This window comes from Vibrio sp. 947, from assembly GCF_033339115.1.
GTDB lineage: Bacteria > Pseudomonadota > Gammaproteobacteria > Enterobacterales > Vibrionaceae > Vibrio > Vibrio alginolyticus.
This window is the reverse complement of record NZ_JAWOTX010000013.1, coordinates 53264-73888: the sequence shown is the minus strand read 5'-3', so window position 1 is coordinate 73888 and position 20625 is coordinate 53264. Positions and strand designations below refer to the sequence as shown.

Here is a 20625-nt window from a genome sequence, read left to right as displayed (position 1 = left end):
TCCTGACGCTGCTTATTATCTTTTTAGAACCACCAAAACAACATACGTTTAGTTCAATAACCTTACTTTTTACTGGTGTTTAGATTTGGCTGTTTAATGTATAGTCAGCGCTTAAAACAATAATGACCCATTTGTGCAACGATAATTTAACGCTGTGCCTTGGGAGAAGCAAAGTCAACTAGTGAGAAGACACATCATGGCAGACAAAGATTTTAAAGAGCCTTATAATATTTTTTACTTTTTAGGTTTTATTGCAGTTCTTTTGATCCCAACACTTCCTGCAACGCTAACCTGGCTTCGTGTAATGAATGGTTACGCAGGCTTTTAATCTAGCTATTTTGTACCGGAGTTCACCATTCGTATTAAGCGTTACTTTTTCAATACTGTTGGTGGACTCTGTATTGTGCTCGGCATAGCCGGCATAGCCCTTCCACTGTTACCCACCACACCTTTTATTTTGCTTGCTAGCGCATGTTTTATGCGTGGTAGCCCTGCATTTCATCAATGGTTACATAACCACAAAACGTTTGGACCCATTCTCGACAATTGGCATAAGCATCGGGCTGTTACTTCAAAAGTAAAAAAGCGTGGTGCGATTTTTATTGCGCTTAGTTTCATGGTTTCAATCGTTGTTGTCCCCCTCGTTTGGGTAAAAATTGGTCTTTTAGTGATGCTAATCGTTTTACTCAGCTGGTTTATGCGTCTGCCTGTGATTGAGTTGGTTGCTGACCGAGAAGAAAATCACTAAGATTGTAGAGAATAGTGTGCCCGCTCTTCGAGTGGGCGTTTGTATTTTCAGCGCCTGTGACTTTTACGAAAATAAGCACATAGTGGTGAAAACCTATTGTTCGTTGCCCTCGTGATACTGCGATTAGAGAGGGCGATGAGCCAATCTAAGTAAATCGGTATTATGACTACAGAAACAATTTCACTGATCAAATCTAGCATCAAAAGCATCCAAGACTACCCAAAGCCAGGCATTCTATTTCGTGATGTGACGAGCCTTCTTGAAGACGCGAAAGCATACCAAGCGACGATCAACTTACTTGTTGAACGTTACAAAGATATGGGCTTTACCAAGGTTGTGGGTACGGAAGCTCGTGGCTTTCTATTTGGCGCGCCTTTAGCGCTTGAGCTAGGTGTTGGTTTTGTACCAGTGCGTAAACCAGGCAAGCTACCACGCCCTACTGTTGCTCAATCTTATGAGCTTGAATACGGCGTTGATACACTAGAAATCCATACAGATGCCATCGTTGAAGGCGACAAAGTACTGGTTGTCGACGATTTATTGGCAACGGGCGGTACTATTGAAGCGACGACTAAGCTGATTCGCCAATTGGGTGGTGAAGTTGAGCACGCTGCGTTCGTTATCAACCTACCAGAAATCGGTGGCGATAAACGTTTAGAAGCACTAGGTCTAAACGTGTACAGCATCTGCGATTTTGAAGGACATTAATACATTCAATGAGTTATTTAGCTTTAGCGCGAAAATGGCGTCCTAATCAGTTTGACCAAGTTGTCGGACAAAAACATGTCCTGACGGCGTTGGAAAACGCACTGGCGCAAAACCGTTTACACCATGCTTATCTGTTCAGCGGCACTCGTGGTGTGGGTAAAACGAGTATCGGTAGGCTGTTTGCCAAAGGCTTGAACTGCGAAACCGGCATTACCGCGACACCTTGTGGTAAGTGTGATACTTGTCGTGAAATTGATGAAGGTCGCTTTGTCGATCTTCTTGAAATCGACGCAGCATCACGTACTAAAGTTGAAGACACTCGTGAACTGTTAGACAACGTTCAATACAAACCTGCTCGTGGACGTTTTAAAGTGTACCTCATCGATGAGGTGCACATGCTATCGCGTCACTCTTTCAATGCGTTGTTGAAAACCCTGGAAGAGCCGCCAGAGTATGTGAAGTTCTTACTCGCAACAACTGATCCACAAAAGCTGCCTGTCACTATATTGTCGCGTTGTCTTCAGTTTCATCTGAAACCAATCAGCGTTGATGATATTCACCAGCAACTTGATTACATCCTAGGTCAAGAGCAAGTTTCAGCAGAGCCAAAAGCGTTGGGTATGATCTCACATGCTGCAGATGGCAGTATGCGTGATGCTCTTAGCTTGACTGATCAAGCAATTGCTTTAGGTAACGGTGCGGTGCAAACCGATATTGTCAGCCACATGTTGGGGACGATTGATACCGACCAAGCGATTCACTTACTAGAGTCAATCAGCAGCAAGCAACCTCAACAAGCCATGGATAAAATCCAGCAATTAGCAGCAAATGGTGTTGAGTGGGATGGTTTGTTGCAGCAAGTCGCAACACAGTTACACCGAATTGCGATGTATCAAGCGTTGCCAGCGTCGCTAGACCGAGCGCAGCCAGATGCAGAAAAAATCGAGTTGTTGAGTAAAGCACTAAGTCCGCAAGACGTTCAGCTTTACTATCAAATTGCATTAAAAGGTCGTGAAGATTTGACCCTCTCGCCAAATGGGCGAGTCGGTTTGGAAATGATTGTGCTGCGTATGTTGGCGTTCCGCCCATCAAGTAACAGTGGGGCAAATGTTGTTTCTAGTAACTGCGAGCCAGCGTCATCTCCGGCTCAAAGTACCAGTCAACCAAAGGCTGCGCCAGCTCAGACAGCCGCGGCTCCTCGAGCTCAGCAGCCGAGTCCAGCACAAAGCACACCACAAGCGGCGCCTCAACCTTCATCCAGTTCGCAACCTGAGTATCAAGCGAGTGGATATGAGACGGTTCCACCACAGTATGATATGGCGCCGCCGATGAGCGAAAACCCAGCGCCGCAACATGAAACGCCACCTCAACAAGTGCAAGAGAGCGTTTCAACATCAGCGCGCGGCGGTCTAAGCGGTTTGCGTCACCAATTACGTTCTCAGCGTCAAGGCCTACAACAGAGCACTCCTCAAAATGGTGGCTCAAAAAAGCCTAAAGCGGCATCTGCACAACCAGAATCGGTTATCGACCGAGTAGCGCAATTGCATGGCAATTCCGCGCAGGTGTCGCCAAACTCAGCTCCGAAGTCGACGGAGCCACAAGTTGAGGAAGCGTATCGCTGGCGTCCAAGCAAGCCTGTTGAGACAAAAGTAAATACAAAACTGACACCTACGCAGCTCAAGCAGGCACTTGAGCATGAGAAAACGCCTGAAATGGCACAAAAGCTCATCGATGAGTCATTAGAACATAATGAATGGGCGAAGCTCATCAGCTTAATGGAGATCCCTAAGCTGGTAGAGCAACTTGCGCTAAACTCTCATTATAGTAAGGAAGGAGCAACCGTTTCGTTACTATTGAGAAGCAGCCAAGCTCATTTGAATACTGATAGAGCTCAAGCCGAATTGCTCAAAGCACTTAATACCGTGTTAGGTGAAGAGTGCCACATGAGCATCGAAATAGGGGAGAGTGGAGAAACACCACTTGAACTGAGAGATAGGCTCTACCAAGAGAAATTACAGCAAGCGCTGAACAGTTTAGAAAACGATCCAAATGTTCAATTTATTGAACGTCGTTTTGCTGCAGAGCTTGATAAAGATAGTGTGCGCCCTATCTAATAATCGAATGGAATGGGGTTGAAAACCCAAAGGTATAACCCCATTAATTGATGCAACACCTCATTAAACCAGAGAGATAAACATGTTTGGTAAAGGCGGTATGGGCAACCTAATGAAGCAAGCCCAGCAAATGCAAGATCGCATGCAAAAGCTTCAAGAAGAAATCGCGAATATGGAAGTAACTGGCGAGTCTGGTGCTGGCCTAGTTAAAGTTACTATCACTGGTAGTCACAGCGTACGTCGTGTTGACATCGATGAAAGTTTGATGGAAGACGACAAAGAAATGCTTGAAGATCTGATCGCTGCGGCGTTCAACGATGCAGCCCGTCGTGTTGAAGAAACTCAAAAAGAGAAAATGGCTTCTGTAACTGGCGGTATGCAACTACCACCAGGTATGAAAATGCCATTCTAATCTGCTGATATTTAATTAAGCGGACTTTTAATGCGTACCAGTCATATGCTGGAGCAATTGATGGAGGCCTTACGTTGTCTACCTGGGGTTGGCCCCAAGTCAGCGCAGCGTATGGCCTTTCATTTGTTACAGCGCGATAGAAAAGGCGGTTTGCAGCTTGCAGATGCGCTTAGTCAGGCAATGACAGAAATAGGTCATTGTACTGAGTGTCGAACCTTCACCGAAGAAGAAGTCTGTCACATTTGTACCAACCCAAAACGCCAAGAAAATGGTCAAATTTGTGTGGTAGAAAGCCCGGCAGACATCGCAGCCGTTGAAGCAACAGGCCAATATTCTGGTCGGTATTTTGTTCTTATGGGGCATTTGTCGCCATTAGATGGTATTGGTCCAAGTGATATTGGATTGGATATCCTTGATTACCGCTTACGTCGCGGTGATATTACCGAAGTGATTTTGGCGACAAACCCAACAGTTGAAGGTGAAGCCACTGCCCACTACATCGCAGAGCTATGTAAAGAGCACCAAGTTGATGCCAGCCGCATCGCGCATGGTGTGCCTGTCGGTGGGGAGCTAGAGCTTGTTGATGGCACGACGTTGTCACATTCGCTATTAGGTCGACACAGAATTTAATAAAAAGCCGCTGAATTCAGCGGCTTTTTTGATTTTGGGAGTTAGGAACGATTAATCGTTCGATTTTTTACCAAGAAGGTTTTTGTAGATAACCGCACCAAGCACGCCACCCACAATAGGCGCAATCCAGAACAGCCATAGCTGAGAAACCGCCCAGTCACCCACATATACTGCGACTGCCGTGCTACGAGCAGGGTTTACTGACGTATTGGTGACAGGAATGCTGATCAGGTGAATGAGAGTCAAACACAGGCCAATTGCGATAGGTGCAAAGCCTTGTGGCGCACGTTTGTCTGTTGCACCCATAATGACAATCAGGAACATCATCGTCATGACAACTTCAGTCACAAGTGCAGCGATCATCGAGTATTGGCCTGGAGAGTGTTCACCATAACCATTGGCGGCAAAGCCAGAACCCACAACATCGAATCCTGCTTGTCCAGATGCAATAACGTACAGCACGCCACCTGCGATAAGCCCGCCGATCACTTGTGAGATGATGTAAGGCGTAACGTCTTTTGTCTCAAAACGACCGCCAGCCCAAAGGCCTACTGTCACTGCAGGGTTCAAGTGACAACCTGAAATATGACCGATAGCAAATGCCATCGTCAGAACGGTTAAACCGAATGCCAAAGAAACGCCCAACAGACCAATACCCACTTCAGGGATACCCGCAGCCAACACCGCGCTACCACAGCCGCCTAACACTAGCCAGAACGTGCCAAAAGCCTCAGCCAAATACTTATTCATGTTCTTTCCTGATCTTTAATTAAATGACCCGCTGAACATAGTCGAGAATTGTCAATAAATTGTGAGGGAGATCGCGCAAAAACCGCAAATGGAACGCTATGTGGCAAGAGTTCTCAAGGGTGAGATAAAAAGCAGAGGGGGGGAAGCGCTAAATCTTGAGTTTGCTTTGATTACTGCTTCGGAGAGAAACAACCGAGGTACTAACTTTAAACGTGTGGTCTAGAGTCGCATTACGTCAATTGTTCTAATTCAGTGATGTTGTCGAGTGCTTCTTGATTGGTGTTGCCGCATACAATCGGACACGGTTTAAAATCGTGACAGACTTTAGGGCGTTCAGGCTTACCAAATAGCTTGCACAAATTGTCGTCGTTGAGTTGCACACAACGAACACCTGCAGGTTTGCCCTTAGGCATTCCAGGTATTGGTGAAGAGATACTTGGCGCAATACAGCACGCTCCACATCCTAATCGACAATCCATAATGTAAACCTCTTAAAAAATTAAGGGGGCAATTATGGTCATTTTGACGTGGATTGGAAGAGTGAAGAAAGAAAAAAACAAAAGGGCGCGCTTAACATTACGCTCCCTTTTTGGTTTTTTGCTTTTAAATCATCGTGATTATTTTAAGAAACGGTTATAAACAAACAACAGAATAAATGCGCCTAGTGTTGCGGTAATGATACTACCAATGTTGACGCCAGTTGCTCCGCCGAAACCGAGAATGCCGCCAAGGAAGCCACCTACAAATGCCCCTGCAATACCAAGTAACATTGTTGCAATCCAACCGCCCCCATCTTTTCCTGGCATGAGCCATTTAGCAAGTGCGCCGGCGATTAAGCCCAAAATAATCCAAGAAATAATACCCATGAAAACTCCTTAATGCCTTCTTGATCAATTGAGTAATGGAAACTTGTTTAAGGATAGAACAGTAAAACGAAAGTAGTTGAATATCTCCACCGTTATGTGGGAAGGATGCAAGATCTTCTCAAAACTTGAACTTTTGCGTTGAGAAGAGTATAAATCGCCCCCTAAATTCCCTTGGTGAGACCTGAAGTATGAGCACTCCATTTTGGCAAAGTAAATCGTTAGAGCAGATGACAGAAGAGGAATGGGAATCTCTCTGTGATGGTTGTGGCAAATGTTGTTTGCATAAGCTGATGGATGAAGATACCGATGAAATCTACTATACCAATGTGGCTTGTAGCTGGCTGAACAGTAAAACGTGTTCATGTAAGGATTACCCAAACCGTTTCACTTCGGGTGAAGAGTGCACCAAGCTGACCCGAGAAGACATCGACGATTTTACTTGGCTGCCACACACGTGCGCTTACCGTCTGTTGGCTGAAAAGCAGCCTTTACCAGAATGGCATCCGTTGATTACAGGCTCTAAGTCCGCAATGCATGCGGCAGGGGAAAGTGTCCGTAACAAAGTTGTTTACGAGATTGATGTGGTGGATTGGGAAGACCATATTTTAAATCATCCCAACCGGCCTTAGTCGAATACAAACAAGCCTTTCATTGATTAAATGAAAGGCTTGTTTGCTATTGGGGCTCCCAACTTTGACGTCTCGCTAACGAAATGCTGCTCAGTTTATTATTTAGTGTTGTAAACTTAGGAGTATGATTTCAACGCTTTACACTTCTATTCCTGATTGTTTTGATCAGGATTGTTCCCTATGAGGTAAACATGACGTTTCATTTCCCCCAGAAACTGCGCCTGACATCTTGGGTGACATTATTCGCACTTGCCGTCATTATGTTCTCCCCAATGGCTGTTCATGCGACTGCTACTGACGATATCCAAGAGCCTTCTGCTGCCGAAATCTCGATTGACAACTTGAACCGAGAGATTGTGGATTTATCCCAAAGCCTCTCGCAAGCGAGTGGCGACGAGCGTGATGCCCTTCAACTGCAACTATTCCAAAAGAATGAAGAATTAAGAAGCCAGTTAGCGTCAGCGATTGAACGTGAAACTATCTCTCGCGACAAGCTGATCTTGCTAGTTAAAAAACAAGAACAATACTCTGAGGACGCGACGAACTATCTATCGGAAAAAATAAAGAAAGTCGTCGAGGATTTAAATAAGGCTAAGGATGAAGAGAAGCTTGCTCTTGTTAATGATTATCGAGAGCTACAGCGTTATCTTGATGTTAGCTTCGATTCGAGCTGGCAAAATCTCGCTTGGTTGAAGGAGCTAGGGGCCCAAAACGAGCGCGCAGAAGCGGAACTAAAAGATAAAATTGATAAACGTATGCGCTTACTCTCTGCTTCAATTGAGTACTTGAGTCAGCAAAGTGAGATCATTGGCTCCCAACTTTCGTCTAGCCCAGAGTCGGAAAAAGCGTCGTTGCAACTTAGTCAGCTCATTACTAAACAAAGGCTAAATATTGCGACAGAAAGCTTACGCAACCTGATTTCAATTGGTGATAAAGTCGGTTTAGAAACGTCTGAATACAAACGCCAAATTTTTGAAGTGACGGGTAATATCACCCATGATTTACTGAATACCAAAGTTGTGTGGTCAATACTGAGTCACTGGTCCAACTCGGCACTGGATTGGTTTGCCGAGAATGCACCGCAGCATATCTTCCAGTTGTTTGTTTTTGCGCTGATTTTATTGATCGCTCGCGGACTGGCTAAGTTAACTCGCAAAGTCGTCCGTAAAGCAGTTGCATCGAAAAACTTAAAACTTTCCCACTTGATGCAGGACTTCTTTATCTCGATGTCCGGCAAATTCGTGTGGGTGATCGGTATCATGGTGGGCTTATCTCAGCTTGGTTTGAACCTAGCGCCAATCCTAACCGGTTTCGGTATTGCTGGTGTGATTATTGGTTTCGCGTTGCAAGACACGTTATCCAACTTCGCGGCGGGTATGATGCTGCTTATTTATCGCCCATTTGATGTTGGTGATTTTGTGTATGCTGGCGGTGTGGATGGCAAGGTAAGCCATATGAGTTTGGTGAACACCACAATCCGTACGTTTGATAACCAAATTATTATTGTGCCTAACAGCAAAATCTGGGGAGATGTTATTAAGAACGTCACGCATGAACGCATTCGCCGCGTGGATATGGTGTTTGGCATTGGCTATGCGGATGACCTCTTAAAAGCGGAGTCAGTATTGTCTGATATCATTACCTCTCACCCGTCGGTACTTCGCACTCCAGAGCCAATGATCAAAGTTCATACATTAAATACGTCTTCTGTAGATTTTATTGTGCGCCCTTGGGTAAAAACGGATGATTACTGGGATGTATACTGGGATGTGACTAAAGAAGTGAAACTACGCTTCGACCGAGAAGGTATTTCGATTCCTTTCCCACAACAAGATGTGCATTTGCATATGGTGGAGAAGCAAGACGCTTAATCACAGATCCCAACTAGTGAAAGGCACTCTAGATAGAGTGCCTTTTTTGATCTTCGGTTAGCGCTATAGTTACAGTTCGTTAAAGAACACCAGTTTCGGCTCGCATTCTAACAAGTTGTCGATCTGGCTAATCAAAAGAGCAAAGTGTTCTGTTTTACCATGAAGCTCAAATGCTTGTTGGTCTTTAAATTGCTCCTGAAAAACGAAGTGGCATGCATTGTCTTTATCTTGGAACAATTGATAACGAACACAACCTTCTTCATTGCGAGTAGGTTCAAGCGCTCGGGTAAGTACCTCTTTCAACTCTTGTTCTTTTCCCGGTTGTGCATGAAAGGTAGCCGTCAAGTGAATCATAATGTTTACTCTTTTTGTTATAGGTAACGCCCTTGGCGTTGCAGGAACTCAATTTTGTAACCATCAGGGTCGGTTACAAAAAAGAACGTTGCTAAATGCTTTTGTTGATGGTCAAAGGCTTTGATGTCACCAGTTTCAATGCCGAGAGATTTAATGCGTTTGTGGGCTTGTTCAATGTCCTCCACGCTGACGGCAAGGTGGCCGTAGCCTGAGCCGTGAGTGTAGGGCTCACTTTGATCGTGATTGTGCGTCAGTTCCAATTCAAAGCCAGTTTCTTGGTTGGCTAGATAGGTTAGAGAAAAGCCATCAAAGATGTATTGATCAGCGACTTCTAGTTCAAGTACGTCACAGTAAAATTGTAGAGAGCGGTCCAGATCACTTACTCGGATCATGGTGTGAATCATTTTTGTCATAGGTACTCCTTGATAGTCCGCACAGGTTAGCGATTTCAAAAGGAGTCTGGGTAGTACTCTAGTACGACAAATTAGAAGATGTTCAAGGGTTTATAATACGGATGCACAGCCTAGGATGGTTATTGGTCGGTTGGTTGCTATTAACTGTTAAGTTGCGCAAGTGCTTGACGAGTGGTCTCTTGAGGTTGGCGGGCGTAAGTGAGGCAAGCGCATCGAAGTAAGGAGGCAAAGTTGTTCACTTCACCATTGTATTCGAGTGCTTCTTGATAAACAGTGCTTATGAATTTAGGGACCGTCATGTTTTGAGCACTAGCGATTTCCTCAAGAATTGTCCAAAAGCTCGCTTCAAGTTTTACACTGGTCGCGTGACCATCAATACGGATAGAGCGGGTGATGAACTGATAGTTGTCTTGGGGTTGCTTAGCAAAGATTTCGCACATTTTCTTTATTCATATAGTTAAAGACCCATAATTATTGTGGTGTACGATTTAAAACGTCAACTGTTTTCATGCATAAAAAAACGCTCCCTTGCGAGAGCGTTGAAACATCACGAGTTGTGAAGTAAGTGCAAGTTGATTATTTAATTTGTTGCTTCAAGTACTCGCCTAGTTGCGAGTGGTGCATGATTTTTGATACCGGAAGGATAGTTTCTGCAGGTCCCCAAGCAAATACGTTGACAGGAGTATGCGTATGAGTACCCGTCCCCCATACTGTGTTTTGCTTTGTTGCATGCTCACGCGCTAGCAAGTTGCCACGGTCGTTGTAAGGAAAGAAAGCATCAAAGTCATTGATTGTCGGTACGTTCTCTTCGCTTAAGTATTTGTGTCCAGCGAGTCGGTATGGATTTGGTTTACTTGCTAATACGCGTTCTGCTTGCTCAGGCGTAATCGAAAAATCGCTATTTGCGTTCACGACTTCCGCAAACTTCTCTGGAGTTTGCTCTTTCTTATCAAGCGCTTGGAATTCACTGATCATGCCGTAGTAACTTTTCTTTTGGTTGTATAAGCCATCGAGGATCTCGAACTGACCAAAGTTGAAGTTTGGCGCGTAATCCTGATTTTTGAATGCTTCGCCGTCGCGTTTTTGTGGTTTAGGCAAGTTTGCTGATGAGTAGCTAAAGCCAAAAGAGCCGGTTTCGTGGTCAGCAGTAACAATGATCAGGGTGTCATCACGGCCTTTTGCCCACTCATAAACTGAGTTTACCGCTTCATCGAATTTAAGCATTTCATGCAGCATCGTACCTGCATCGTTACTGTGGCCAGCCCAGTCAATTTGGCCGCCTTCAACCATCAAGAAAAAACCGTCTTTGTCTTTTGAAAGAATGTCGATTGCTTTGGTGGTCATTTCTTTCAGCGATGGCTGCGTGCGTTTTGGATCGTTTTTGCTTTGACTGTAGGCAATACCATCGTTCATGCCCGAGTAAGCAAAAAGTCCAAGTAATTTGTCACCTTTAGCTTGTGTGAGCATATCGCGGCTGAAAGCCAGGTTGTAACCTTGGTCTTGCGCCTCAGTAAGCAAGTTGCGTTCGTCTTTGCGTTTCGACTTTAGGTAGACATTACCTTCAGTGAGCTTTTCAAGTTGCTCGTATGTCTCTCCCTTGTCGTTTGTCGACTTTGGAATCCAATGACGAAGTCCACCAGACATCATCACGTCTACGCCTGTTTCGAGCATATCCGCCGCAATACTGTTTTCTAGGGAGCGATGTGGTTGATGAGCGGCAAATGCTGCTGGCGTTGCGTGGGTCATACGCGTATCAGAGACGAGCCCTGTCGCTTTACCTTTACTTTTGGCTTTTTCCAAAATAGTTTCGACATGGTTGCCTTGGCTATCAATGCCAATGACTTCAGAAGCGGTAGGGATTCCTGTCGCTAGCATCGTAGCTGAGCACGCAGAGTCGACGACAATTGCGTCTTCTGGATTGGTCAGTGATGATCCAATCACACCTTCTTGAGCGAGTTTGTATAACGCTGTGCTTTCGCCTTTGTAAACCGAGTTAGGTGCGTGTTTTGCGTAGGTCTCGAGTAAACCAACTTGTTGAGGACCCATGCCGTCGCCGATCATCAAAATGACGTTTTTGATTTCAGCTGAGAGTGCGCTGAAAGAGAGGGTAGATGCAGCCACTGCCGTAACGATTGGAGATACTAAGCGCTTCATTATATTTTCCTTGTTTATTGAAAGCGCAGGCATTAAAGCAATGATTTATGAAGGTTTTGTGTCGGTAGTAAAAGTTTAACCAAATTGTCGTTTTTGTTTGGTTTTACAGAAAAAATGAGTCGCTCTCTAACGTTCGTTAGTTTGGAAAGAAGAAAGCCCACAAACGTGGGCTTGGATTACGCTTAGGAGTTGAAAGCATGGACTAAAGTTATCCATTCAGTGCCTTCACAAGAAACCTAGTTTAGGGAGCAATAAACGAGCATGTATTATCGGGCCACAAGAGCGGTCGAATTCACTTACGTTTGCATCATATCGTTCTTTGGCTTATTAAATTATGGGCTGCAGTAAGTGTTTGGTTCAAATAGGATTTGTTGTCGTGACGATTATCAGACTGGTTATCAGACTAATGCCAGTATGATGCCACCAACGGTAAGTGCCGCAGAAAGGTATTGACCCGCAGAATATGAGCCATCCTCTTCTTTCTCGATTTTATCGGGGTGATCCATGCCAAGCGCACCATGCGTGAAAGATTCGACCTTTTCACCAACAGATTTATCTTCTGCTTCTATTTTCTTGCTGTCGTGCTCGATTTGTTGCAGAGCGGCAAGTAGCGCTTTGCCTTCGGTCGAAAGCGTCACCTTATTGTGTTCGACTTTCAGCGGCGAAGCACTAGTTTCTTCTTGTGCAATACTTGCTTGTTTAGAGGCGACAGATTGTTTGGCATAGCTATTAACAGAAGTGCTTCCTACTGGATTCATCGAATACTCCTTGGAACATCGACACTCGGTCACTGAGTGCGGGTAAAAAGCAGTTATATTTTTATCGGCGGCAAAGTTTATTTCTGAAGCTATTTGGATAAAAACAGGTCTGCTTTTGCCGCTTCTAGTTTCTATTGGTGATCATTAGCAAAAAATAGACCAGCAGGAAGCAGACCCTTGTCACTCGATGAACTCGGAGCGGTGTGATGATGCAACGCAACGACAAGGTAGAAACTTAAATTGAAGACCAGCTACTTACATTGAAGATCGTTATTGCGTTTAGTTAGATGTTGATATGCCGCCATGCGGTGAGCATCTTGTACATACCGTACTGGTGGTGCGAGAACCTCTAACTGATAGTCTGTATTATCAGAAAGCACGTTACCTGTTGGGCTAATTACAACCACTTTTAAGCTCGGGTTGCGGCTTAAGATTGATGCTGCCGTACCCACCCCTTGCTCGGTGTGAAACTTGCCCGCAACATGGACAACCTGAGCGCCTGGGTTGTCGTCTAGATAGCTAACGATAGATTCCGCCATAGTTTCATCCCAAGTAACTTGAGCTGCAAACTGTTTTTCCGTCTGCTCTGGCTTACCGTGATGCATGGATGCCATGAACTTTTCTTTGTACGGACTACTACCAGTGTTGATGGCTTGTGCAATGAACATCCGCTGATCATCATCGAGCTTGTTAATGTAATCTAGCCCTTGTCGACCAATGCATCGAACAATGCTCTTTGGTGCATTTGCTGCAATGACCGGGAGATTTTTCTGCTTAGCAAACTCCACGAGAGGGCGATAGTCGCTTTCATAATTGGGCCAAGCGTTGGCTTGTTTCATTAAGTACTGTTCGCCGATCTCCCCACGTAGGTAAGCGTCAACAACAGGTTGTTTGTCGCGGGTAAATTGTTCCATAGATAACGCGAGTGAGCGGTCGTAGGACGTAAGTTGTTTGAGCATATCGGTTTGAAAGCGATGAACGCCGGCGTGTGTGTGCCATTCACCAATAAGAATGACATCTGCTTGTTGCAGCTCAATTGGCAGTTTGCTTAGAGCTATGTGCTCGCCAGAAGGGGTGTATAGTTGGTAGTCGTAAAAACTAGTGACTTCCGCTGAGGTTGCGTGAGAGTTGGTGTGCGTATATGAAGAGCAACCAGTAAGTAAGCCTGCAAAGAGCAAGCTCAAAGTAGAAAAGCGCATTGAAAAGCCTCCAAAAATGTCCGGATGATATTAATGGAGGCTGAGCAATGAATCAATATAAATGATAACTATTTGCGTTTGTTGTTTTTTTGACGTATTAATTGAGTGTTTTTTTGCGATATACACGCAACATAAAATCAGCCTCACATTGGAAAAGTGTAGCGGACTTCAACTCTTCACGAAGAGCATCGGTTGCTTTCCATGCGAATGGCGTCATTTGCAATAAATCGACTGCGGCTCCGTTTTTCAAGTCCATAACATAGTTAAGATGCTGCTGGTGCTCTAATTCAAACCCTTCAATATGTTCTGGTTCTTCATTGTGAAGACGAACTTCTTGATAAATGCGCTCACGCAGTTGGTATAAGTGGCGACTAGCAGGAGTAACCGTGACAACAACGCCTTCGTTTTTTACAACGCGCTGCAGCTCCTCAGCTTTACACGGGGCATAAATGCGCAAAATGGCATCTAAGGATTCATTTGCGAAGGGAAGTCGGTGACTAGAAGCCACACTAAAGTTGCAGTGCGTGTAACGCTTCGCCGCGTAACGAATGGCAACTTTCGAAATGTCTAAGCCATAAATCGTGGCATGGTTTGCTTGTGTTTCTATCGTCTTTTGTACTTGATCTGTGTAGTAACCTTCACCACAACCAATATCTAATAATTGATGGGTGCTCCCCTCAGTGTATGTTGCACACAGCTGCGCCACTTCTTGGCGCATTGGGTTGTAGTAATCTCCTTCAAGGAATCGACGACGAGCTTGCATCATCTCTTTGTTGTCACCAGGATCTTTAGAACGTTTGTGGTGCGCTGGCATCAAGTTAACGTAGCCTTCTTTTGCTAAGTCAAACTGATGATTGTTTTCGCACTTAAACGTTTTTTCATTTAACGCTAGAGCTTGGTGGCATAGAGGGCATTGATAGTTCATGACGATCTCGAACAGAAAGTAGGGCGGCAAATTCTATCAAAAAGCGTGGTATCAAGTGAAACAAAAAGAGCCGACTGGGTCGGCTCTTATTAAGTATTAGTGGAAGAAGTCGACTTGCTCTTTCAAGTTTCGTGCTTGTTGTTGAAGTTCAATGGCACTTTGCGAGGTTTTTGCGCTCGTGTTGCGGCTTTCTCGGTTAAGTTCACTGATAGAATGGGCATTTGCTGCAATTTCTTGTGAAACTTGAGCTTGTTCTTCTGAAGTCGCTGCAATGGCGTCGGCTTGAGAGGCTATCGACTGCACTTGTACTGCGATGGCTTCTAATGCTGTGCCCGCGTCTTGTGCTTTGTCCAAGACCTGGTTTGCACTGCGTTGGCTGTCTGTCATCATATTAACTGCATTATGAGTCGACCCTTTTAGTTTCTCGATAATTTCCACGACATCTTGAACTGAGCTTTGGGTTCGGTGCGCAAGTGTGCGCACTTCATCTGCTACAACAGCGAAGCCACGGCCTTGCTCACCTGCTCGTGCTGCTTCAATGGCGGCATTCAAGGCAAGTAAATTGGTTTGCTCAGCAATTTCATCAATCATTTTAGTGACGGTTTGAATACTCTCGCTATCGCGATTTACTTGCTCGATAGCCGTTGCTGATTGATCCAATTGATCGTTAAGTTGAGCAACGTCGATACATACGCCTTCAACAATCGCGAGACCAGATTGACTATCAGTATTTGCTGAGCGTACGTTTTCCGCAATGCTTTCGACTTGTTGTGCGACAGATTGAGCGGAAGAGGCCATTTCTTCAATCGCTGTCACAACTTGCTCGACTTCTTGTTGTTGTCGGTCGGCTTGGGTCAAATTGTTATGGGCATCGTTGGCAACGCTGGTGGAGTTGCTCTCCACTAAGTCGCTTGTTGAACGGATCTTACCAACGAGTTCATTGAGCTGACTTGCCATACTGGCGACACCCGAGCTCAGGTTCGTAATTTCATTCTTTGATGCTTTACGAGACGCTGGGATGCTCAAGCTGACTTCGCCGCCCGCTAAGCGAGTCATGTATGAGTTTAGAGTCGTGAGAGGTTGTAAGCTGCGATTCAAGAAAAGCGTCAGTACAACAAAAGTAATGATTGCCGCTACCGAAGAAATGATGGCAATGAGTGTGAGAAGCGTGTCGCTACCTTTTGTAACTTCTTTGATAAACGTACCGCCTAGCAGTTTCCAGTTCCAACCTGGAACCTCTGTGTAGACAAGATACTTTTCGCCTACGTTACCTTGGTACTCGAAAGGGTAGCGAATTAATCCACTAGATTGTTCGAAAATCTGACCAAAAGGCTTGTGACCATTGTAGTCGGCGACTTCTAGTATTGACGAATCTGAGCCGCTTTTTGCTGGATGAAGTAGGTATTTACCAAGATTTTTTTCGTCGTTATCAACGATAATGGTGTAACCAGTGTCGCCCCATTTTATCTCTTCGAGTGCATCGAACAAGGTTTGTGTCGCTTGGTCTACTGGTAAGCCAATAAACGATAGGCCTGCTACCTTTCCTGTTGCATCTTTGATTGGGGCATAGTAGGTAATGTAGCGCTCGCCATACAATTTAATTTGAGCGTAATACGGTTGTCCTGCTTTAAGTTGCTGATAACCAGGATGGTTGATGCCTAGCGTGGTTCCGACCGCTCGTTGACCTTGCGGATCTTCTAGGGAGGTAGACACCCGAATAAAGTCGTCACCCAATGGTGCGAATAGCGTTGCTATAGCGCCGGTATCACGTGTGAAACTGTCGACCAACTTGGTGTCATTAATTAAGCTTTCACTGTATTGAGTGATGTTTGGTACTTCATGTCCCATGAAGTCAACCGTGTAATTTTCGACATAGACACCGGCAAGGTAGCCATTGCGAAAAGTAGATTCGAGGACTTTAGCGGTGTGCAGGTAAGCATCGAATTGGCCAGCAATGGTTTTTGCCATTGATTCTACTTTAGATTGGTGTTCTTTCAGTGTGCTTTCCAATAGAACATCGGAAGCGTTGCGGTAAACAAGCGCGGCAATACTGCTGAAAGCAATGAATAGACACAAAGTGATCACCAGTTTCAACTGGAATCCGACACTTTGATTTCGGTATCTCTCTAACATAGACTAATTCCTGATATTTTTATTATTTATGAGTTTTGTATCGGTATGCTATCGGTTTATATGATCAATTTTTTTGATATTTATTAATGAAACCGTCAAAAGTGACCAGTAACCAATAAGTTAGTAAAGATAGGACCATCTAAGCAGAGCTTTTATTACAAAAAAAGCCGGGTATCCCCGGCCTTTATATGGTGATTCTTACTGCGCTGAAATGACAGTGACAAGTTCATGTGTCTCACCTGGTTGGAGCGTTTGACCTTGCTCAATACTTGGTGCATGAACAGCAGACTCCACACACAACATGGTTTGATAACCATCGTCAGCCATGTCACCCATGCTTTGCGCACCTTCTGCCCAAGGGTTCCATAATACTGCTGAGTTGTGGCCTTGGTTGTGTACGCTTAGCGTACGATCCAATACCGGGTCTTTTACCAAAATTTTCGCTTCTGGTTGCGTGTAAACGCGATCAATGGTGTCAGTTAGTTGTAGAACATTACCACCTTGGCATACCGCATCAGCTTTCAAGCTATCAATGTACTCGGCACCCATGCCTGTCGTTTGTGCTTGCTTAATGTCTCCAACGTTTAGGTAAGTATGTAATGCGCCAGAGAAGGTCCAAGCCTCGTCATCAATGTTCATGACTTTGAGCGTCACTTTTAGCTCATCGCCCACTTCAATCACCAAACGAGCGTCAAACATATGGGGCCAAATATCGTGGATTTCTTCTGTCGGGAACAGAGCAAGTTCAACAATCACACCGTTATGGTTCTCACGATGTTCAACCAACTCCCATTCTGCGGTGCGGGCAAAGCCGTGAGCTGGAGCAGCAATACGCCCAAACCAAGGCCAACAAACCGGAATACCACCGCGAAGAGCAGCTTTACCATCGAAGACAGCTTTTTCGCTCATCCAGATCAGATCTTCTTGACCTTCAGGCGTGAACGACACGACATGACCACCGTGTAGCGAGATGCCTGCCGTTGCTTTGTCATGAATCACGCGGACGATTTTTATCTGATCAACTTCAACGATAGTGACGTTATCAGATAGCACCGTTAGGGCTGGGAGAGTTTTTAAATCCATGTGTAGTTTCCTATCGCTGGGGGAGAGCTTTTAGACGCGCTTCGCACATTAAATGCAACATCGAGCCTGCATTCTCTCAAATTCCAGATACAAAAAAGGCGACTCTAGAGCCGCCTTTTCTTTAACGAAGCTATTCGCTAATTGCTAACTTTCTAATTACTTAGAGATGTGAGCGATTAGGTCTAGAACTTTGTTTGAGTAACCGATTTCGTTGTCGTACCAAGATACAACCTTAACGAATTTGTCAGTTAGCGCGATACCAGCTTTAGCATCGAATACTGAAGTGCAAACTTCGCCGATGAAGTCTTGAGATACAACTGCATCTTCAGTGTAGCCTAGAACGCCTTTTAGTTCGCCTTCAGAAGCTTCTTTCATCGCTTTACAGATGTCTTCGTAAGAAGCACCGTTAACTAGGTTAACAGTTAGGTCAACTACAGAAACGTTAGCAGTTGGTACGCGGAAAGCCATACCAGTTAGTTTGCCGTTTACTTCTGGAAGTACAACGCCTACAGCTTTAGCAGCACCAGTTGAAGATGGGATGATGTTTTGAGAAGCACCACGACCACCGCGCCAGTCTTTAGCAGAAGGACCATCTACAGTTTTTTGAGTTGCTGTAGTTGCGTGAACTGTAGTCATAAGACCAGATTCGATACCGAACTTGTCGTTAAGAACTTTAGCGATAGGCGCTAGACAGTTAGTAGTACAAGAAGCGTTAGAAACGATGTCTTGACCAGCGTAAGTGTCGAAGTTTACGCCGTTAACGAACATTGGAGTAGCGTCTTTAGAAGGACCAGTTAGTACAACTTTTTTCGCGCCAGCAGTGATGTGCTTACGTGCAGTCTCGTCAGTTAGGAAAAGACCAGTTGCTTCAGCTACAACGTCAACACCGATTTCGTCCCATTTTAGGTCTTCAGGGTTGCGCTCTGCAGTAACACGTACAGTTTTACCGTTAACGATTAGGTTACCGCCTTCAACTTCAACAGTACCGTTGAAACGGCCGTGAGTTGAGTCATACTTAAGCATGTATGCCATGTAATCTACATCGATAAGGTCGTTAATACCTACTACTTCGATGTCGTTGCGCTCTTGCGCTGCACGGAATACGAAACGACCGATACGGCCAAAACCGTTAATACCTACTTTGATAGTCATTATAGTTGCTCCACAACTTAATTTCTGATTAAAGATAACTGGTAGTAAAATTACAGAATCCAGTAAACATCTGCAAGTGATAATCGGACTTAACTTGTTTAAAGTCAAAAAAAAGCGACGCTTTTTTTAACAATTCTTTGCAAATGTACGTTTTTTAAACTTTTAACTGATTCTTCTGTAGCCCAGTTGGCGTAATATAACTGGTGAGATAAGTGCTCTTATCAAATTAATTACGCATGGTGTCCTGGTGAGAAAGTATGTGCTACAACTGTTAAGAGAAGCAAGTTTTTTGCTAAAAAAGTCAATACCAAGAACAGTAAATAAGGAGCCGAAAGTCGTGGAACAAAGCGGGAAAAAAGTGACGAAGTCAGATGAACAGTGGCGTGAGCAACTGTCTGATGAAGAGTTCCGTGTTTGCCGAGAGCAAGGTACAGAGCCTCCTTTCAGCGGTAAGCTACTGCATAATAAGGAAACTGGTGTTTATGCTTGTACCTGTTGTAATGCCCCTCTCTTTGTCTCTGATAACAAGTATGACTCTGGCTGCGGATGGCCAAGTTTTGATGCGCCTATCAACGATCAAGCGGTGCGCTATTTAGAAGATCTAAGTCACGGAATGGTACGTACAGAGATTCGTTGTGCAACGTGTGATAGCCATCTAGGGCACGTTTTTGAAGATGGCCCACAGACCACAGGAGAGCGTTTTTGTGTTAATTCTGTGTCGTTAATTTTCAACAAATCAGAATAATAACGACAAAATTGAGCTCGAGATTGTTTTATCCTTTCAGGATGATTCATGCTCAACGGTGATCTGAGTGTCGCTCGACTTAAACAAAAAACTCCCGCTCATTACGGGAGTTTTTTGTTTATATCTCAATGGGTATCATTGCTGGGGAATAGATACCTTTCTCTATGGCTTTCGCCACCGATTCGGCTAATTCATCCAACTGCTTATATCGCTCTGGATGACTGAAATTGAACATACGTTGGAGCTGCTTTTCATCAGCAAGCGGTACGTCGAATCTCTTCGCGACCATTGCCCATAGATACGCTTGCTCTTTGTCTCCAAGCCCCTGATGAATACTTGCCATTGACTTGAGAATGACCGGATTGATGTTGTCTTCATCAGATAAAGACAACGCGTTATTAAGAAGCTCCAGGGTTTTCTTGGTATCTCGGTTGGTATAAAAAGTGGCTAATGCATATTGCATCTCAGCATTATTTAATTGGGGAGACCCTTCCATTTGTAAAAATGCGCGCCGAGCTTGAGTATCTCCCGTTTGAGACCATAAAAAATACAAAGTAGCCGGGTCTTCTGAGCCTTTTAACTCGTTTACAATGCGCTCTAGCTCATCAATACTGTGTACCAATGCATTAAAGCGTTGTCTTTTGAGAGCACTTTGATCAATAGGGGTGATCTGGGAGGCGAGTTCTAAGCATTTCCTATATTCAGCGACCAGACCGTATTCGATGATTTGGTTTGCTTCCGATGGGTTTTTCAATTGCTCAAACCGATGCCAAACCAAATTTGTTCTTGGAATTCGACATTGGCCGTCATCCATATTGAGCTGCTCGCAACGCAGTTCTGGTGTTTTTTGGCACAACTCTTCGGTTGTCACGTTACCTTCAAAACAGCCCGATAGCACAAAACATGCGAGGCTGAGAAGTAACCAGTTTGTTTTTTTCATGGTTTTGCTTGTGATCCGTTACACCAATTCATTTTCGTATT

Annotated in this window: 23 protein-coding genes; 9 read left to right on the top strand and 14 right to left on the bottom strand. The window is 44.6% G+C overall.

Going from position 1 to position 20625, the window contains the following annotated elements; translation table 11 throughout:
• Positions 1-196 precede the first annotated feature (196 nt).
• The 6 genes from R7Q39_RS16895 to recR all read left to right on the top strand — a co-directional run bounded on the left by R7Q39_RS16895 (position 197) and on the right by recR (position 4612).
• Positions 197-328 (top strand): hypothetical protein, encoded by a 132-nt coding sequence (locus R7Q39_RS16895; protein WP_005380608.1) that lies wholly within the window; start codon positions 197-199, stop codon positions 326-328.
• 33 nt (positions 329-361) lie between these two features.
• The gene (locus R7Q39_RS16890) at positions 362-748 is read left to right on the top strand and encodes a YbaN family protein (RefSeq protein ID WP_080276930.1); all 387 of its coding nucleotides are present in this window, start codon (positions 362-364) and stop codon (positions 746-748) included.
• 162 nt (positions 749-910) lie between these two features.
• Positions 911-1456, top strand: a complete 546-nt coding sequence (gene apt / locus R7Q39_RS16885) for an adenine phosphoribosyltransferase (RefSeq protein ID WP_005380615.1) — start codon at positions 911-913, stop codon at positions 1454-1456.
• Between the two features lie 8 nt (positions 1457-1464).
• A complete protein-coding gene (dnaX, locus tag R7Q39_RS16880; RefSeq protein ID WP_318076470.1) occupies positions 1465-3570 on the top strand; it encodes a DNA polymerase III subunit gamma/tau in 2106 nt (701 codons plus the stop codon).
• Between the two features lie 82 nt (positions 3571-3652).
• Positions 3653-3982: a YbaB/EbfC family nucleoid-associated protein gene (locus R7Q39_RS16875; RefSeq protein WP_005380618.1), complete on the top strand. Its 330-nt coding sequence runs from the start codon at positions 3653-3655 to the stop codon at positions 3980-3982.
• A 30-nt stretch (positions 3983-4012) separates the two neighbouring features.
• Complete coding sequence (gene recR, locus R7Q39_RS16870; protein ID WP_237306468.1) at positions 4013-4612, top strand: recombination mediator RecR; 600 nt, start codon at positions 4013-4015, stop codon at positions 4610-4612.
• 51 nt (positions 4613-4663) lie between these two features.
• On the opposite strand, the gene aqpZ is transcribed toward recR, so the two are convergent.
• The 3 genes from aqpZ to R7Q39_RS16855 all read right to left on the bottom strand — a co-directional run bounded on the left by aqpZ (position 4664) and on the right by R7Q39_RS16855 (position 6228).
• The gene (gene aqpZ / locus R7Q39_RS16865) at positions 4664-5362 is read right to left on the bottom strand and encodes an aquaporin Z (protein WP_237306469.1); all 699 of its coding nucleotides are present in this window, start codon (positions 5360-5362) and stop codon (positions 4664-4666) included.
• Positions 5363-5592: 230 nt separating this feature from the next.
• On the bottom strand, positions 5593-5841 hold the full coding sequence (locus R7Q39_RS16860) for a YkgJ family cysteine cluster protein (RefSeq protein ID WP_017820793.1): 249 nt from the start codon (positions 5839-5841) through the stop codon (positions 5593-5595).
• Between the two features lie 138 nt (positions 5842-5979).
• The gene (locus R7Q39_RS16855; protein WP_005380625.1) at positions 5980-6228 is read right to left on the bottom strand and encodes a GlsB/YeaQ/YmgE family stress response membrane protein; all 249 of its coding nucleotides are present in this window, start codon (positions 6226-6228) and stop codon (positions 5980-5982) included.
• A gap of 188 nt (positions 6229-6416) precedes the next feature.
• On the opposite strand from R7Q39_RS16855, the gene R7Q39_RS16850 reads away from it, so the two are divergent.
• Both R7Q39_RS16850 and R7Q39_RS16845 read left to right on the top strand, forming a co-directional pair.
• The gene (locus R7Q39_RS16850; protein ID WP_005384948.1) at positions 6417-6857 is read left to right on the top strand and encodes a YcgN family cysteine cluster protein; all 441 of its coding nucleotides are present in this window, start codon (positions 6417-6419) and stop codon (positions 6855-6857) included.
• 191 nt (positions 6858-7048) lie between these two features.
• The gene (locus tag R7Q39_RS16845) at positions 7049-8728 is read left to right on the top strand and encodes a mechanosensitive ion channel family protein (protein WP_005380681.1); all 1680 of its coding nucleotides are present in this window, start codon (positions 7049-7051) and stop codon (positions 8726-8728) included.
• Positions 8729-8797: 69 nt separating this feature from the next.
• Here the strand turns inward: R7Q39_RS16845 and R7Q39_RS16840 are convergent, their stop codons facing one another.
• The 10 genes from R7Q39_RS16840 to gap all read right to left on the bottom strand — a co-directional run bounded on the left by R7Q39_RS16840 (position 8798) and on the right by gap (position 18899).
• A complete protein-coding gene (locus tag R7Q39_RS16840) occupies positions 8798-9082 on the bottom strand; it encodes a putative quinol monooxygenase (protein WP_025767189.1) in 285 nt (94 codons plus the stop codon).
• Between the two features lie 17 nt (positions 9083-9099).
• Positions 9100-9495 carry a VOC family protein gene (locus R7Q39_RS16835; RefSeq protein ID WP_005380685.1) on the bottom strand — a complete coding sequence of 132 codons (396 nt, stop codon included), beginning with the start codon at positions 9493-9495 and terminating at the stop codon, positions 9100-9102.
• Positions 9496-9635: 140 nt separating this feature from the next.
• Positions 9636-9935, bottom strand: coding sequence for a ribbon-helix-helix domain-containing protein (locus tag R7Q39_RS16830; protein ID WP_005384938.1), 300 nt, complete (start codon positions 9933-9935; stop codon positions 9636-9638).
• 136 nt (positions 9936-10071) lie between these two features.
• Positions 10072-11649: an alkaline phosphatase gene (locus R7Q39_RS16825; protein ID WP_318076469.1), complete on the bottom strand. Its 1578-nt coding sequence runs from the start codon at positions 11647-11649 to the stop codon at positions 10072-10074.
• A 398-nt stretch (positions 11650-12047) separates the two neighbouring features.
• Positions 12048-12407 carry a hypothetical protein gene (locus R7Q39_RS16820; RefSeq protein WP_005380688.1) on the bottom strand — a complete coding sequence of 120 codons (360 nt, stop codon included), beginning with the start codon at positions 12405-12407 and terminating at the stop codon, positions 12048-12050.
• 251 nt (positions 12408-12658) lie between these two features.
• Positions 12659-13606, bottom strand: coding sequence for a ChaN family lipoprotein (locus R7Q39_RS16815; RefSeq protein WP_318076468.1), 948 nt, complete (start codon positions 13604-13606; stop codon positions 12659-12661).
• A gap of 97 nt (positions 13607-13703) precedes the next feature.
• Complete coding sequence (gene rlmA / locus R7Q39_RS16810; protein ID WP_262591432.1) at positions 13704-14531, bottom strand: 23S rRNA (guanine(745)-N(1))-methyltransferase; 828 nt, start codon at positions 14529-14531, stop codon at positions 13704-13706.
• A gap of 96 nt (positions 14532-14627) precedes the next feature.
• Positions 14628-16664 (bottom strand): methyl-accepting chemotaxis protein, encoded by a 2037-nt coding sequence (locus R7Q39_RS16805; RefSeq protein WP_262583926.1) that lies wholly within the window; start codon positions 16662-16664, stop codon positions 14628-14630.
• 198 nt (positions 16665-16862) lie between these two features.
• On the bottom strand, positions 16863-17747 hold the full coding sequence (locus R7Q39_RS16800) for a D-hexose-6-phosphate mutarotase (RefSeq protein ID WP_033907352.1): 885 nt from the start codon (positions 17745-17747) through the stop codon (positions 16863-16865).
• Positions 17748-17903: 156 nt separating this feature from the next.
• A complete protein-coding gene (gap, locus tag R7Q39_RS16795; RefSeq protein ID WP_005380697.1) occupies positions 17904-18899 on the bottom strand; it encodes a type I glyceraldehyde-3-phosphate dehydrogenase in 996 nt (331 codons plus the stop codon).
• 337 nt (positions 18900-19236) lie between these two features.
• Between gap and msrB the strand changes: the two genes are divergently transcribed.
• A complete protein-coding gene (gene msrB, locus R7Q39_RS16790) occupies positions 19237-19644 on the top strand; it encodes a peptide-methionine (R)-S-oxide reductase MsrB (RefSeq protein ID WP_005380698.1) in 408 nt (135 codons plus the stop codon).
• A 118-nt stretch (positions 19645-19762) separates the two neighbouring features.
• Here msrB and R7Q39_RS16785 read toward each other — a convergent pair whose 3' ends face one another.
• Complete coding sequence (locus R7Q39_RS16785; protein WP_318076467.1) at positions 19763-20584, bottom strand: DUF2989 domain-containing protein; 822 nt, start codon at positions 20582-20584, stop codon at positions 19763-19765.
• Between the last annotated feature and the right edge of the window lie 41 nt (positions 20585-20625).

Bases quoted from the DNA above. Each gene is read 5' to 3' on its own strand.
- R7Q39_RS16895 (WP_005380608.1), top strand. From the start codon at position 197: ATGGCAGACAAAGATTTTAAAGAGCCTTATAATATTTTTTACTTTTTA.
- apt (WP_005380615.1), top strand. From the start codon at position 911: ATGACTACAGAAACAATTTCACTGATCAAATCTAGCATCAAAAGCATC.
- dnaX (WP_318076470.1), top strand. From the start codon at position 1,465: ATGAGTTATTTAGCTTTAGCGCGAAAATGGCGTCCTAATCAGTTTGAC.
- R7Q39_RS16875 (WP_005380618.1), top strand. From the start codon at position 3,653: ATGTTTGGTAAAGGCGGTATGGGCAACCTAATGAAGCAAGCCCAGCAA.
- recR (WP_237306468.1), top strand. From the start codon at position 4,013: ATGCGTACCAGTCATATGCTGGAGCAATTGATGGAGGCCTTACGTTGT.
- aqpZ (WP_237306469.1), bottom strand. From the start codon at position 5,362: ATGAATAAGTATTTGGCTGAGGCTTTTGGCACGTTCTGGCTAGTGTTA.
- R7Q39_RS16860 (WP_017820793.1), bottom strand. From the start codon at position 5,841: ATGGATTGTCGATTAGGATGTGGAGCGTGCTGTATTGCGCCAAGTATC.
- R7Q39_RS16855 (WP_005380625.1), bottom strand. From the start codon at position 6,228: ATGGGTATTATTTCTTGGATTATTTTGGGCTTAATCGCCGGCGCACTT.
- R7Q39_RS16850 (WP_005384948.1), top strand. From the start codon at position 6,417: ATGAGCACTCCATTTTGGCAAAGTAAATCGTTAGAGCAGATGACAGAA.
- R7Q39_RS16845 (WP_005380681.1), top strand. From the start codon at position 7,049: ATGACGTTTCATTTCCCCCAGAAACTGCGCCTGACATCTTGGGTGACA.
- R7Q39_RS16840 (WP_025767189.1), bottom strand. From the start codon at position 9,082: ATGATTCACTTGACGGCTACCTTTCATGCACAACCGGGAAAAGAACAA.
- R7Q39_RS16835 (WP_005380685.1), bottom strand. From the start codon at position 9,495: ATGACAAAAATGATTCACACCATGATCCGAGTAAGTGATCTGGACCGC.
- R7Q39_RS16830 (WP_005384938.1), bottom strand. From the start codon at position 9,935: ATGTGCGAAATCTTTGCTAAGCAACCCCAAGACAACTATCAGTTCATC.
- R7Q39_RS16825 (WP_318076469.1), bottom strand. From the start codon at position 11,649: ATGAAGCGCTTAGTATCTCCAATCGTTACGGCAGTGGCTGCATCTACC.
- R7Q39_RS16820 (WP_005380688.1), bottom strand. From the start codon at position 12,407: ATGAATCCAGTAGGAAGCACTTCTGTTAATAGCTATGCCAAACAATCT.
- R7Q39_RS16815 (WP_318076468.1), bottom strand. From the start codon at position 13,606: ATGCGCTTTTCTACTTTGAGCTTGCTCTTTGCAGGCTTACTTACTGGT.
- rlmA (WP_262591432.1), bottom strand. From the start codon at position 14,531: ATGAACTATCAATGCCCTCTATGCCACCAAGCTCTAGCGTTAAATGAA.
- R7Q39_RS16805 (WP_262583926.1), bottom strand. From the start codon at position 16,664: ATGTTAGAGAGATACCGAAATCAAAGTGTCGGATTCCAGTTGAAACTG.
- R7Q39_RS16800 (WP_033907352.1), bottom strand. From the start codon at position 17,747: ATGGATTTAAAAACTCTCCCAGCCCTAACGGTGCTATCTGATAACGTC.
- gap (WP_005380697.1), bottom strand. From the start codon at position 18,899: ATGACTATCAAAGTAGGTATTAACGGTTTTGGCCGTATCGGTCGTTTC.
- R7Q39_RS16785 (WP_318076467.1), bottom strand. From the start codon at position 20,584: ATGAAAAAAACAAACTGGTTACTTCTCAGCCTCGCATGTTTTGTGCTA.